A 14,026-nucleotide genomic window follows, 5' to 3' on the forward strand; every position below is an offset into this window, starting at 1 on the left:
GCCGGGCGACAACGTGGCGCTGGTGGTGGAGCTGATCACCCCGGTGGCCATGGAGAAGGGCCTGCGCTTCGCCATCCGCGAAGGCGGCCGCACCGTCGGCGCCGGAACGATTACCGAGATCATGCAATAGGAGGAGAGCGATGCCACGCGAAATCATTACCTTACAGTGCCCAGATTGCAAAAATCGCAACTACTCCACGACCAAGAATCGCAAGACCACGACCGAACGCCTGGAGCTCAAAAAGTATTGTCCGAAGTGCCGCAAGCACACAGCCCACAAGGAAACGAAATGAAGGTTGTCAGTCATCAGTTATCAGTTTTCAGCCAGGCGGTGACGCCCGAGCGCTCGCGCTCCGGCGACGGGCGTGAACTGAGAACTGAAAACTGTGAACTGATGACTTCCAGGGGCATAGGTTTAACGGCTAGACCAGCGGTCTCCAAAACCGCGAGTGGGGGTTCGAATCCCTCTGCCCCTGCCATTCTCTTCTCACCACTAACCACTAACCACTAATCACTGTTTTTATATGCCCGTGAGCGCTGCAACCGAACCAAATTCTCCAAGCCGTGGCAAGGTCAAGGACCTGTCCCAGCGGCTGAAGGGTTTTTACGTCGACGTCCGCTCGGAGATGAAAAAAGTCACTGCCCCCGGCTGGAAAGAGGTGCAGTCGACCACCATCGTGGTGCTCATCACCGTAGCCGTCTTCGGCGTTTTCTTCTACCTCTGTGACCTGGGACTGTCCTGGGTGATCAACGGCATCATCAAGCACTTTACGCACTAGGACTTCATGGCGGACAAACGCTGGTTCATCATTCACGCCTATTCGGGCTTCGAGCGCAAGGTCGCCGAGAGCCTGCAGAGCCGTATCGAGGCGTTTGGCCTGGCCGAAAAGATCGGTCAGGTGCTCATCCCCACCGAAGAGGTCATTGAGCACCGCGGCGGCAAGAAGGTCCAGTCCACCCGCCTGTTCTATCCCGGCTACGTGCTGGTCGAGCTGGCGGCGGATGAGAACGGCAAAATCGAAGACGAGATTTGGCACGTCATCAAGAACACCCCGCGCGTCGCCGGCTTCGTGGGCAGCGGACAGTCGCCCACGCCGCTCAGCCAGGAGGAGATCGATCAGATCCTGCATCGCGTGGAAACCGGCGGCGCCCAGCCGCGCCTGCAGGTCCAGTTCGACAAGAACGAAACCGTCAAGATCACCGACGGCCCGTTTGCCACCTTTACCGGCGTGGTCGACGAGGTCAACGACGACCGCGAAACCCTCAAGGTCATGGTCACCATCTTCGGCCGCCAGACGCCGGTCGAGCTCGAATTCTCGCAGGTCGAAAAGGTTTAGGAATTTTTCATGGCCAAAAAAGTTCAAGCGGAAGTGAAACTGCAAATCCCGGCCGGCAAAGCCACGCCCGCGCCGCCGGTGGGCACCGCGCTCGGCCCGCACGGCCTCAATCTGATGGAGTTCTGCAAGGCCTTCAACGCCAAGACCAGCTCCAAGGATCTGGAAGGCATGAACGTGCCGGTGGTGATCACCATCTTCAACGACCGCTCCTTCACCTTTATTACCAGGACGCCGCCCGCGGCTGATCTGCTCAAGCGCGCCGCCGGCATCGCCAAGGGTTCGGCCGCGCCCAACAAGGACAAGGTGGGCAAGGTCACCGCGGCGCAGATCGAGGAGATCGCCCGCGCCAAAGCGTCCGACCTCAACGCCGCCTCGCTGCAGGCGGCTATCGCCAGCATCAGCGGCACGGCCCGCAGCATGGGAATCGAAATAGGTTGAAGAAGTTGCCAATGACTGTCCACAATTCAGGAATGGCGTGGCGCTGGGGCGCAGGGGCCCCCAGCGGCGCGCCAGCCCAAGAGGGAGAGCGGGCGGCGCGGCGTAGCTGCGCCGGGTGCCCGCGATAAAGGAAAGCAATGCCTCATACCGGAAAAAAGATTCAGAAAGCCCGCGAACAGGTCGAGACGCGCGCCTACACGCTCGCCGAGGCGGTTCCCCTGCTGCAGAAAGTCAAGCACACCAAGTTTGACGAAACCGTCGAGCTCAATATCCGCCTGGGCGTGGATCCCAAGCATGCCGATCAGATGGTGCGCGGCACTGTCGTGCTGCCCCACGGCCTGGGCAAAAGCAAGCGCGTGCTGGTGATCGCCAGCGGTGAAAAAGCCGCCGAGGCGAAAGCCGCCGGCGCGGACTTCGTGGGCGGCGAAGAACTGGTCGACAAGATCCAGAAAGAGAGCTGGACCGACTACGACGCCGTCGTGGCCACGCCCGACATGATGCGTCTGGTGGGCAAGCTGGGCAAGGTGCTCGGCCCGCGCGGCCTCATGCCCAACCCCAAGACCGGCACTGTCACCACGGATCTGACCAAAGCGGTCGCGGAGATCAAGGCCGGCAAGGTCGAGTTCCGCACCGATAAGCAGGGGCTGGTACACACGGCGGTGGGCAAGATTTCGTTTCCGCCCGAGCGGCTGGTGGAAAACGCGGAGACGCTGCTGCACAGCATCGCCCGCGCCAAGCCGCCCGCGGCCAAGGGCAAATACCTGCGCAGCATCACCCTGAGCTCGACCATGGGCCCGGGCATTGCGCTCGATACCGCCGCCGTCGAAGCGGTGGCCAAGGCATAAAGGATTCGGCGACATGGCACTGACCAAAGCACAGAAACAGACCCGCGTGGATTCGCTGCAAGCGGCGCTCGCCGACGCATCCACCCTCATCGTGACCGGCTTCAGCGGCCTCACCGTGGCGCAGGATTTTGAGCTGCGCAAGCGCCTGCGCGCCGCCGGCGGCCACTTCCGCGTCATCAAGAACACCCTCGCCCGCCGCGCCGCCCAGGGGAGCAGCGCCGCCGGCGTGCTGGAAAAACTCACCGGCGTCAACGCCATCGCCTATACCAGCGGCGACGGCGTCGCCCTGGCCAAAGTCCTGCGCGATTACTGCAAGGACAATCCCGCCCTGGTGGTCCATGCCGGTGTCGTCGAGGGCGCGGTCGTCGACGCCCGGGGCGTCGAGCAACTGGCCTCGATTCCGTCCAAACCCGAGCTCTATGCCAAGCTGCTCTGGCTGCTGCAAGCGCCCGCGCAGCGCCTGGTGACGGTCCTTCAGGCCACCGGCCGCAACACCGCCGTGGTCATCGATCAAGGTGTGAAAGCGAACAAGTTTCATGAGTAAAAGTTCTCAGTTTTCAGTTCTCAGTCGTCAGTCGGCGGTTACGCCCGAACGTCCCCGTTCGGGCGCCCGTTCCGTACTGAAAACTGATGACTGAATACTGGCGACCATTTTTGAGGAGAAACAATGGCTGACCTGCAAACGCTCGTAGATTCGATCAAGAACCTGACCCTGCTTGAGGCCTCGCAGTTGGTGAAACAACTCGAGGAAGAGCTGGGCGTCTCCGCCGCCGCGGCCGCACCCGTGGTCGTCGCCGGCGGCGGGCCTGCCGCTGGCGGCGCGGCCCCGGCCGAGGAGAAAACCGAGTTCGCCGTCGTGCTGACCGCCGTCGGCGCCAACAAGATCAACGTCATCAAGGTGGTCCGCGAAGTCACCAGCCTGGGCCTGAAAGAAGCCAAGGACCTGGTCGACGGCGCGCCCAAGACCGTCAAGGAAGGCGTGCCCAAGGAAGAGGCCGAGACCATCAAGAAGAAGTTCACCGACGCTGGCGCCACCGTCGAAGTCAAGTAGATTGCCCTTTTCGGCCGTCCCCGTTTCCGGCGCCCGTACGTGCTCGTGCGGGCGCCCATTGCCGCTACCAGCTACTAGCTACCCGCTACTGGCTTTTTGGAGTTGATATGCCCTTTCATCCGGATGGAACCCCGATCCGCACCGATTTTTCCAAAATCCCGACTGCCATCCAAATCCCCAACCTCATCGAGGTTCAACGCCAGAGCTACGAGCGCTTCCTGCAGATGGACCTGCTCCCCGGCGAACGCGATGACGGCGGCCTGCAGTCGGTGTTCAACTCCGTTTTCCCCATCTCCGATTTCCGCGGCGTCAGCCAGCTCGATTTCGTCGACTACGCCATCGGCAACTGGGAGTGCAAGTGCGGCAACCTGCGCGGCCTGCATCATCTCCGCTCCACCTGCCGCGGCTGCGGAGCCACCATCATCACCAACCCCTTCCAGGCGGGCGAAATCCTCTGCCGTCATTGCGGCACCTACAACGCCAACGTGCCCACCTTCTGCCAGAAGTGCGGCGATCCCGTCGGCCTGCAACTGAAAAACGACCGCGCCGAGTGCGAGGACAAGGGCTCGACCTACTCCGCCCCCCTCAAGGTCACCATCCGCCTCACCATCTACGACAAGGACCCGGAAACCGGCGTCAAGAGCATCCGCGACATCAAGGAGCAGGAAGTCTTCTTCGGCGACATTCCGCTCATGACCGAGAACGGCACCTTCATCATCAACGGTACCGAGCGCGTCATCGTCAGCCAGCTCCACCGTTCGCCCGGCGTGTTTTTTGAAACCGCCAACCAGCGCACTTACTTCCTCGGCAAAATCATCCCCTACCGCGGAAGCTGGGTCGAATTCGAGTTCGACACCAAGAATCTGCTCTACGTCCGCATCGACCGCAAGCGCAAGTTCCTGGCCTCGATTTTCCTGCGCGCCCTCGGCCTGAAAACCGACGAGGAGATCCTCCGCACCTTCTATACCGTCGAGCGCCTGGTGGCCCGCAACGGTAAGCTCTACTGGCAGTTCGACGGCGCCCGCGAGCCGGAAAAGCAGACCAACCTGCTCGGCCAGAAACTCACCCACCGCGTCGTCAACGCCAAGGGCGAAGAAGTCGTTCATGCCGGCCGTCAGCTCCGTGCCCCGCTGCTGCGCGAGCTGGCCAAAACAAAAATTACCGAGTTCGAAGTCGATCCGGCCGATCTCGAAGGCGCCTTCACCGTCCAGGACATCGTCAACCGCGACAGCGGCGAAGTCGTGCTCGAGGCCAACACTGAGCTCAAGTGGGCCGATCTCGAAAAATACACTGCCGCCGGCGCAGCCGAACTGCAGGTGTTCTTCCCCGATCGCGATGTGGTGGGCAATATCCTTTCCGCCACGCTCCGCAAGGACGGCATCAAGACCCAGAACGAGGCCCTCATCGAGATTTACCGCAAGTTGCGCCCCGGCGATCCACCTACCTTGGATACCGCGCGCTCGCTGTTCGACGGCATGTTTTTCGACGCCCGCAAGTATGACTTCAGCCGCGTCGGCCGCCTCAAGTTCAACATCAAGCTCTACGACTCCGCCTCCGCCACTACGCTCGACAAGCGCACCCTGGATCCCGAGGATTTCTACGCCACCATTCGCTACCTGCTCAAGCTGCGGCGCGGCGAAGGCTCGGTGGATGACATCGATCACCTCGGCAACCGCCGCGTCCGCGCGGTGGGCGAGCTGCTCGAAAATCAGTTCCGCATCGGCCTGGTCCGCATGGAGCGCGCCATCAAGGAAAAGATGAGCGTCTTCCAGGAAATGGCCACCGCCATGCCCCATGACCTGGTCAACGCCAAGCCGGTCATGGCCGCCATCCGCGAGTTCTTCGGTTCCAGTCAGCTCTCGCAGTTCATGGATCAGACCAATCCCCTGAGCGAGATCACCCACAAGCGCCGCCTCTCCGCCCTCGGGCCGGGGGGTCTGTCGCGCGAGCGCGCCGGTTTCGAGGTGCGCGACGTGCATCCCACCCATTACGGCCGCATCTGCCCCATCGAGACGCCGGAAGGTCCCAACATCGGCCTCATCTCCTCGCTGAGCTGCTTCGCCCGCATCAACGAGTTCGGCTTCATCGAAAGCCCCTACCGCAAGGTGCGCGAGGGCCGCGTCATCGACTACGTCACCGTCACCAACGCCGGTGACAGCTCCCGAAAAGTCGGCGATCATCTCGAGCGCGAAGAAGCCGACGCCTGGAACGCCGCCGCCAAAAACAAGAAGCACATCGACTACGAACCCTTCTCCTTCTACCTGTCCGCCTGGGAAGAGGACAAGTACGTGGTCGCCCAGGCCAACGTGGCGCTCGACGCCCAGGGCCGCTTTGTCAACGAGCTGGTGAACGCCCGCCAGACTGGCAACTTCGTCCTTGTCTCCCGCGACAAGGTCGACTACATCGACGTTTCGCCCAAGCAGTTGGTCTCCGTGGCCGCGGCGCTCGTGCCTTTCCTCGAAAACGACGACGCCAACCGCGCCCTCATGGGCGCCAACATGCAGCGCCAGAGCGTCCCCCTGCTGCGCGCCGAAGCCCCCGTCGTCGGCACCGGCATGGAAGCCGTGGTCGCCCGTGACTCCGGCGCTACCGTCCTCGCCAAGCGCGGCGGCATCGTCGATTCGGTCGACTCCGAACGCATCATCGTCCGCATCGAGGGCGAAACCCACGCCGGCCAGATGTCGCGCGAAGTCGGCAGCGATATCTACCAGCTCACCAAATTCAAGCGCAGCAACCAGAACACCTGCATCAACCAGAAACCGGTGGTCAAGGAAGGCGAGCGCGTCATCAAGGGCCGCGTCCTCGCCGATGGTCCCTGCACCGATCAGGGCGAGCTGGCGCTCGGCCGCAACGTGCTGGTCGCTTTCATGCCCTGGCGCGGTTACAACTTTGAAGACGCCATCCTGATCAGCGAGAAGATGGTCAAGGAGGACTACTACACCTCCATCCACATCGAGGAGTTCGAGCTCGAATCGCGCGACACCAAGCTCGGCCCCGAAGAAGTCACCCGCGACATCCCCAACGTCAGCGAAACCTTCCTCAAGGAGCTGGACGAGAGCGGCATCGTCCGCATCGGCGCCCAGGTCAAGCCCGGCGACATCCTGGTAGGCAAGGTCACGCCCAAGGGGGAAACCCAGCTTACGCCGGAGGAGAAGCTGCTGCGCGCCATCTTCGGCGAAAAGGCCGGCGACGTCCGCGACGCCTCCCTCTACTGCCCGCCCGGCATCGAGGGCACCGTCGTCGAGGTCAAAATCTTCAGCCGCAAGGGCGCGGAAAAAGACGAGCGTGCCAAGGCCATCGATGCCGACGAAGAGGCCCGCCTCGACAAGAACTACGCCGACGAGGTCCGCATTCTCAACGACGAACGCACCAAGCGCCTGTTCAGTCTGGTCGGCGGCAAGGTCCTCACCCAGGACCTGCACGACGAGAAGACCAACAAGAAGCTGCTCGGCAAGGGCGACGCCCTTACCCGCGAAGCCATCGAGTCCATCTCCACCCGCAATCTCAAGCGCGCCCGCTATGACGGCAAGGACGCCCGCATCAACGAACAGGTGGACGAAATCGAAGAGCTGACCAGCCGCCAGATCGACGTGCTCGGCAAGATCTACCGCGAGCGCAAAGACAAGCTCAACCGCGGCGACGAGCTCCCGCCCGGCGTCATCAAGATGGTCAAGGTCTACATCGCCATGAAGCGCAAGCTTTCCGTGGGCGATAAGATGGCCGGCCGTCACGGCAATAAGGGCGTCATCGCCCGCATCCTGCCGGAAGAGGACATGCCCTACATGGCCGATGGCACCCCCATGGAGATCGTCCTCAACCCCCTCGGCGTTCCCAGCCGTATGAACGTGGGCCAGATTCTCGAAACCCACCTCGGCTGGGCCGGCCGCGCTCTCGGCCTCACCTTCGCCTCACCCGTCTTTGACGGCGCCCGCGAAAACGAAATCAAGGAGCTGCTGCGCAAGGCCAGCCTGCCCGAGTCCGGCAAGACCCGCCTGCGCGACGGCATCACCGGCCAGAAGTTCGAGCAGCCCGTCACCGTCGGCTACATCTACATGCTCAAGCTCAGCCACCTGGTGGATGACAAGATCCACGCCCGTTCCATCGGTCCCTACTCGCTGATTACGCAGCAGCCGCTGGGCGGCAAGGCCCAGTTCGGCGGCCAGCGCTTCGGCGAAATGGAGGTCTGGGCGCTGGAGGCCTACGGCGCCGCCTACATCCTCCAGGAACTGCTCACCGCCAAATCCGACGACGTCTACGGACGCGCCAAAATTTACGAAGCCATTGTGAAGGGCGAGGCCGCCATCGAGCCCGGCGTGCCCGAATCCTTCAACGTCCTGATCCGCGAATTGCAATCGCTGTGTCTCGATGTCGAGTTGATGAAAAGCCACAAAGAACCCGAACTACTGGCCGTCGCCGCCGACGACTAGAAAACGGCTTTCAGCGATCAGCCGTCAGCGATCAGCCAGCACAGAACGGCTGAAAGCTGACCGCTGATTGCTGATAGCCCCTTGGCCGGAGAGACAAAACCTCAGGAGCCCCATCCTCCAGGAGATCGCAAATATGTACCGCAGCAGCCCTTACGACCGCGCCAATCTGATTGCCGACTTCGACAGCATCCGCATCTCCCTCGCCTCGCCCGAGAAGATCCGCGACTGGTCCCACGGCGAAGTCACCAAGCCCGAGACCATCAACTACCGCACCTTCAAGCCCGAGCGCGACGGCCTGTTCTGCGCCCGCATCTTCGGTCCCGTTACCGACTGGGAGTGCCTCTGCGGCAAGTACAAGCGCATGAAGCACCGCGGCGTCATCTGCGACAAGTGCGGCGTCGAAGTCACCCTCTCCAAGGTCCGGCGCGAGCGCCTCGGCCACATCGAGCTCGCCTCCCCGTGCAGCCACGTCTGGTTCTTCAAGGGCCTGCCCAGCCGCATCGGCCATCTGCTCGACATCAGCCTGCGCGAGCTCGAAAAAGTTCTCTACTTTGAAGCCTACGTCGTCGTCGATCCCGGCGACACTGCGCTCAAGGAGCGCCAGGTCCTCACCGAGGACGAATACCGCAAGCTCATCGGCGAGGGCATGGCGGGCCACTTCACCGCGCTGATGGGTGCCGAAGCCATCCGCGAGCTGCTCAAGCGCGTCGAAATTCCGGAGCTGGCCGTGGAAATGCGCGAAAAAATGCGCAGTGAGACCAGCGTCCAGAAGCGCATCAAGTACGCCAAGCGCCTCAAGGTCGTCGACGCCTTCCGCAAAAGCCAGAACAAGCCCGAGTGGATGATCCTCGAAGTTCTGCCCGTCATCCCGCCCGAGCTGCGCCCCCTCGTGCCCCTCGATGGCGGCCGTTTCGCCACCAGCGATCTCAACGATCTCTACCGCCGCGTCATCAACCGCAACAACCGCCTCAAGAAGCTGATGGAGCTGCACGCCCCGGAAGTCATCGTGCGCAACGAAAAGCGCATGCTTCAGGAGGCCGTCGACGCCCTGTTTGACAACGGCCGCCGCGGCCGCGTCCTGCGCGGCGCCAACAACCGCCCCCTCAAGTCCCTCTCCGATACCCTCAAGGGCAAGCAGGGCCGCTTCCGCCAGAACCTGCTGGGCAAGCGCGTCGACTACTCCGGCCGCTCCGTCATCGTCGTCGGCCCCGACCTCAAGCTCAACCAGTGCGGTCTGCCCAAGAAGATGGCGCTCGAGCTCTTCAAGCCCTTCATCTATCACCGCCTCGAGCAGACCGGCCACTGCACCACCATCAAGCAGGCCAAGGAGATGGTCGAGCAGTCCGAACCCATCGTCTGGGACATCCTCGAAGAGGTCATCAAGGACCACCCCGTCCTGCTCAACCGCGCTCCTACCCTCCATCGCCTCGGCATCCAGGCCTTCGAGCCGGTGCTGGTCGAGGGCAAGGCCATCAAGATTCATCCTCTGGTCTGCACCGCCTTCAACGCCGATTTCGACGGCGACCAGATGGCCGTGCATATTCCGTTGTCGCCGGAGGCGCAGGTGGAAGCCAGCGTCCTCATGCTCAGCGCCAACAACATCCTCTCGCCCGCCAGCGGACAGCCCATTACCGTCCCCACCCAGGACATGGTCCTGGGTGTCTACTACCTCACCAAGGGTAATGACACGGCCCCCGGCGCCGGCCGCACCTTCGGCAATCCTGAGAATGTCTTCATCGCGCTCGAGATGAACGAGGTCGAAATCATGACCCCCATCCGGCTGCGCTATACCGGCAAGCTCATCGACATGCCTTCGGCCTATGACTCCCAGGACGTGGTCCATGCCGAAGTCCAGAACGTCACCAACTACTACATCAAAACTACGGTCGGCTCGGTCATCCTCAATGACCACCTGCCCAAGCGCATGCCCTTCGTCAACGGCCTGCTCAAGAAGAAGGGCCTGAGCTCGCTCGTCAACTTCGCCTACCTCAACTTCGGCCTCGAGGATTCCGTCAAGATGCTCGACGGCATCAAGTCCCTCGGCTTCATGGCGGCCACCCGCTCCGGCATGTCCATCGGCATCGAGGATCTGGTCATCCCCGCCAGCAAGGCATCGCTGGTGAAAGACGCCGAAAAGCAGGTGGTCGAGGTCCAGAAGCAGTACCTCGACGGCGCCATCACCAACGGCGAGCGCTACAACAAGGTCGTCGAAATCTGGTCCAACATCACCGAGCGCGTCTCCGACGAAATGTTCTCCGTGCTCGAAAAACAGGACCGCGAGGGCTTCGTCAACCCCGTCTTCGTTATGGCCGATAGCGGCGCCCGCGGCTCCAAGCAGCAGATCCGCCAGCTTTCCGGTATGCGCGGCCTGATGGCGAAGCCATCGGGTGAAATCATCGAGACCCCGATCACGGCCAACTTCCGCGAAGGCCTCACCGTGCTGCAGTACTTCATCTCCACCCACGGCGCCCGCAAGGGCTTGGCCGACACGGCGCTCAAGACCGCCGATTCCGGCTATCTCACCCGCCGCCTGGTCGATGTCGCTCAGGATGTCATCATCAGCGACGACGACTGCGGCACCGTCGACGGCATCCACGTCGGCGCCATCGTCGATGCCGGCGAGACCGTCGAGAGCCTCGGCGACCGCATCGTCGGCCGCGTCTCCCTCGAACGTGTCAAGGACTTCGAAGGCCACACCATCGTCGATGTCAACGGCCTGATCACCGAGGAGCTGGCCCATCGCATCCAGAGCTCCGGCATCGAGAAGGTGCTCATCCGCTCCGTGCTCACCTGCGAAGCCAAGCGCGGCGTCTGCGTCAACTGCTACGGCCGCAACCTGGCCACCGGCAAGGTGGTCGAGATGGGCGAAGCCGTCGGCGTCATCGCGGCGCAGTCCATCGGCGAGCCCGGCACGCAGCTCACCATGCGCACCTTCCACATCGGCGGCACCGCCAGTCGCGTCAGCGAGCAGTCCCGCCAGGAAACCCGCAGCGCCGGCTTCATCAAGTTCCACAACCTCGCCACCGTCCGCACCAAGGATGGCGGCCTGGTGGTCATGAACCGCAACGGCATGATCGCCGTCGTCGATGACAAGGGCCGCGAGCGGGAGCGTTACACCGCCGTCTACGGCGCCCGCCTCAAGAAGAACGAAGGCGATCCGGTCGCCATGGGCGAGGTCATGCTCGAATGGGACCCCTACACCTTCTCCATCCTCACGGAAATCGCCGGCACGGTGAAGTTCAAGGACATGGAGGAAGGCTCGACCCTGCACGAGGAGGTCGATGATGTCACCGGCCTTTCGCACTGGGTCGTCACCGAATCCACCGACGAGAAGCGTCAGCCCCAGATCCTGATCGGCGAAGGCAAGAAGAACCGCAAGTACCTCATGCCCTCCCACGCTCACTTGATGGTCACCGACGGCATGGAGGTCTCGGCCGGCGACGTGCTCGCCAAGATTCCCCGCGAAACCACCAAGACCAAGGACATCACCGGCGGTCTGCCCCGCGTCGTCGAGTTGTTCGAGGCGCGCAAGCCGCGCGAAACCGCCGTCATCAGCGAAATCGATGGCACCGTCAAGTACGGCGAAGTCAGCAAGGGCCAGCGCAAGATCCTGGTCATCAGCGACAAGGGCGACGAGCGCGAATATCTGCTGCCGCGCGGCGTCCGCATCGCCGCCCAGGAAGGCGAGCGCGTCCACGCCGGCGATCCCCTCATGGATGGCCCCCGCAATCCACACGACATCCTTGCCGTCCTCGGCGAAAAGGAACTGCAGGCCTACCTGGTCAATGAAATCCAGGAGGTCTACCGCCTCCAGGGCGTCAACATCAACGATAAGCACATCGAGACCATCGTCCGCCAGATGATGCGCTGGGTGCGCGTCGAAGATGTCGGCGACACCGAGTTCCTGGTCGATGAGCAGGTGGACAAGTTCCACTTCCGCGAAGAGAACGAGCGCGTTATCGCCCTCGGCCAGCGCCCGGCGACCGGCCGTCCGCTGCTGCTCGGCATCACCAAGGCGTCGCTGTCCACCGACAGCTTCATCTCGGCCGCCAGCTTCCAGGAAACCACCCGCGTCCTCACCGAGGCCTCGATTCAGGGCAAGATCGACTACCTGCGCGGCCTCAAAGAGAACGTCATCATGGGCCGCCTCATCCCCGCCGGCACCGGTCTCGATCACTACCGCAACGTCCGCCTCATCGGCGAGCAGGAAGAGGAAGAAGCCGCCCTCCAGGCCGTCCAGCTCCCGCCCTCGCCCTACGAGGAAGCCGAGCGCGCCCTGGATTTATTCCGTAACGACACCGGCGACGACGACCTGGAAGATCTCGGCGCCGAGTAGCCGGACCTCTTCCGTAACGGCGAACGACGCTGTGCGTCGTTCGCGGCGACGACGACCTCGAAGACCTCGGCGCGGAGTAATGCGTCAGGGTTTCGATGTTCGCCCGTGTGAGCGCGTGCCACTCCGACACGAGCGCCTCCAGCGCGCCACATCGATCCACTGGCAGAAACGCGCTAGCGTCCGTAAATCTGACCGAGGGCGGCCAGAAGGATTAATCCAATCACGATCAGCGTGATGGTGAGCCACCCGCGGCGCCCTTTTTGCCCCATTTAGCTTTCATTTTAGTTGCCTGCGTGGCTCCATGTCCACACCGGCTCAACCTTATGCCCGCGCCGCGCATCTCCAGTCACGTTCGGGAGGTCTTTATGCGCATGCCATCGTGGTTCGTGCTCGTGCTCTGTCTCTGCGTCCCGGCCGGTCTTCTCGCTCAGGGCGGCAACATTCAGCCCGTGCAAGACCAGATGCAGAATCAGCAATTGCAGCAGATCCAGCAGCAGGGCTATAACGCCGGTTTCCGCGACGGCGTCACCGACTATCGCTCGCACGCACGTTACAGTTTTCAGAGCCATCCGGTCTACCAGAGCGCCAGCCTGGGGTACTCGCCCAACAACGGCATCAGCGAGCAGACCTACAAGATAAACTTCCAGACCGGCTTCGAGCACGGCTACGATGACGGCTTCTATGGCCGCAGCAGTGACAGCAACGCCCAGCGCCAGCGCGCCTACAGCGGCGAGACCTCCGCTCGTGTGCCCAGCCGTGCCGCCGCCGCTCCAGCGCAGTCGCAGGCTCCCGGCAACGCCACCATCCCCGCGGGCACCGCGCTGCAGTTGAAGCTGAACAATACCCTCAGCACGCGCAGCAGCACCCCCGGCAGCACCTTCACGGCTACGGTCACACAACCCGTCACCAGTTCTGACGGACGCACCGTCGTGGTTCCCGTGGGCAGCACGGTCGAAGGCAAGGTAGAATCCGTGGTGCGCAGCGGCAGCATCTCTGGCACCGCTCGCCTGCAGCTCGCCTTCGATCAACTTCGGCTGCCGGATGGTCAAAGCTTTCCTCTGAGTGCCCAACTCAGTAATGTAAATGAGAATTCAGGCGTAGGTGGCGCCATCACCGGCACGCCGTCCACCACCAATGAAGGCGGCGTGCAACAGTCGAAAACCCGCCGCACCGTCGGCACTGCCGCCGCTGGCGGCGCGGTCGGCGCGCTCATCGGCGCCATCGCTGGTGGCGGCAAAGGCGCCGGCATCGGCACCGCCGTCGGTGCTGGTCTCGGTGTTGTCCTCGCCAGCCGTAACGGCGCGCTCGATCTTCCCGCCGGTACGCCCATCACCGTGACTCTCAACCAACCGATCCAACTCGGCCAGCGCTAGGGTGAGTTTGTCAGTATTTCAGTAGCTCAGTTTGTCAGTTCAGCGGTGCGACGGCTGACCGCCAGCCATTCCGTGCCCGGACCTGCTCGATGCCCTCGATTTGCTGTTCCAGAAATTCCAGCCGCTGCGCGGGCGTCAGCGACAGCATCCAGCGGATCAGGCTGCGGTCCACGCCGTGCTCGTCATTGGAGCTCTGCTGACGCCTGGCGTCCGCCATGC

General features: G+C 62.9%; 12 protein-coding genes and 1 tRNA gene. 12 read left to right on the plus strand and 1 reads right to left on the minus strand.

The genetic code is table 11. The features are described 5' to 3' along the window. The 12 genes from tuf to EPN33_05160 all read left to right on the plus strand — a co-directional run. The coding region (gene tuf, locus EPN33_05105; protein TAN23281.1) for an elongation factor Tu at nucleotides 1–130 on the plus strand (130 nt) is incomplete at its 5' end. A gap of 10 nt (nucleotides 131–140) precedes the next feature. After that, on the plus strand, nucleotides 141–293 hold the full coding sequence (gene rpmG, locus EPN33_05110) for a 50S ribosomal protein L33 (protein ID TAN23282.1): 153 nt from the start codon (nucleotides 141–143) through the stop codon (nucleotides 291–293). A gap of 110 nt (nucleotides 294–403) precedes the next feature. Continuing rightward, nucleotides 404–479, plus strand: a tRNA-Trp gene (locus EPN33_05115). Nucleotides 480–524: 45 nt separating this feature from the next. Then, nucleotides 525–779, plus strand: coding sequence for a preprotein translocase subunit SecE (gene secE / locus EPN33_05120; protein ID TAN23283.1), 255 nt, complete (start codon nucleotides 525–527; stop codon nucleotides 777–779). Nucleotides 780–785: 6 nt separating this feature from the next. Continuing rightward, on the plus strand, nucleotides 786–1,337 hold the full coding sequence (nusG, locus tag EPN33_05125) for a transcription termination/antitermination protein NusG (GenBank protein ID TAN23284.1): 552 nt from the start codon (nucleotides 786–788) through the stop codon (nucleotides 1,335–1,337). A 9-nt stretch (nucleotides 1,338–1,346) separates the two neighbouring features. After that, complete coding sequence (gene rplK / locus EPN33_05130; protein TAN23285.1) at nucleotides 1,347–1,775, plus strand: 50S ribosomal protein L11; 429 nt, start codon at nucleotides 1,347–1,349, stop codon at nucleotides 1,773–1,775. A 137-nt stretch (nucleotides 1,776–1,912) separates the two neighbouring features. Continuing rightward, complete coding sequence (locus tag EPN33_05135) at nucleotides 1,913–2,620, plus strand: 50S ribosomal protein L1 (GenBank protein ID TAN23286.1); 708 nt, start codon at nucleotides 1,913–1,915, stop codon at nucleotides 2,618–2,620. A 13-nt stretch (nucleotides 2,621–2,633) separates the two neighbouring features. Then, nucleotides 2,634–3,164: a 50S ribosomal protein L10 gene (locus EPN33_05140; GenBank protein ID TAN23287.1), complete on the plus strand. Its 531-nt coding sequence runs from the start codon at nucleotides 2,634–2,636 to the stop codon at nucleotides 3,162–3,164. A gap of 123 nt (nucleotides 3,165–3,287) precedes the next feature. Further along, nucleotides 3,288–3,671, plus strand: a complete 384-nt coding sequence (locus EPN33_05145; protein TAN23288.1) for a 50S ribosomal protein L7/L12 — start codon at nucleotides 3,288–3,290, stop codon at nucleotides 3,669–3,671. Between the two features lie 107 nt (nucleotides 3,672–3,778). Beyond that, nucleotides 3,779–8,098: a DNA-directed RNA polymerase subunit beta gene (gene rpoB / locus EPN33_05150; GenBank protein ID TAN23289.1), complete on the plus strand. Its 4,320-nt coding sequence runs from the start codon at nucleotides 3,779–3,781 to the stop codon at nucleotides 8,096–8,098. Nucleotides 8,099–8,231: 133 nt separating this feature from the next. Continuing rightward, a complete protein-coding gene (gene rpoC, locus EPN33_05155; GenBank protein TAN23290.1) occupies nucleotides 8,232–12,434 on the plus strand; it encodes a DNA-directed RNA polymerase subunit beta' in 4,203 nt (1,400 codons plus the stop codon). 323 nt (nucleotides 12,435–12,757) lie between these two features. Continuing rightward, nucleotides 12,758–13,807 (plus strand): hypothetical protein, encoded by a 1,050-nt coding sequence (locus EPN33_05160; GenBank protein TAN23291.1) that lies wholly within the window; start codon nucleotides 12,758–12,760, stop codon nucleotides 13,805–13,807. 34 nt (nucleotides 13,808–13,841) lie between these two features. On the opposite strand, the gene EPN33_05165 is transcribed toward EPN33_05160, so the two are convergent. Then, complete coding sequence (locus EPN33_05165) at nucleotides 13,842–14,024, minus strand: hypothetical protein (protein TAN23292.1); 183 nt, start codon at nucleotides 14,022–14,024, stop codon at nucleotides 13,842–13,844. Nucleotides 14,025–14,026: the final 2 nt, after the last annotated feature.

Source organism: Acidobacteriota bacterium, assembly GCA_004299485.1.
Lineage (GTDB): Bacteria > Acidobacteriota > Terriglobia > Terriglobales > SCQP01 > SCQP01.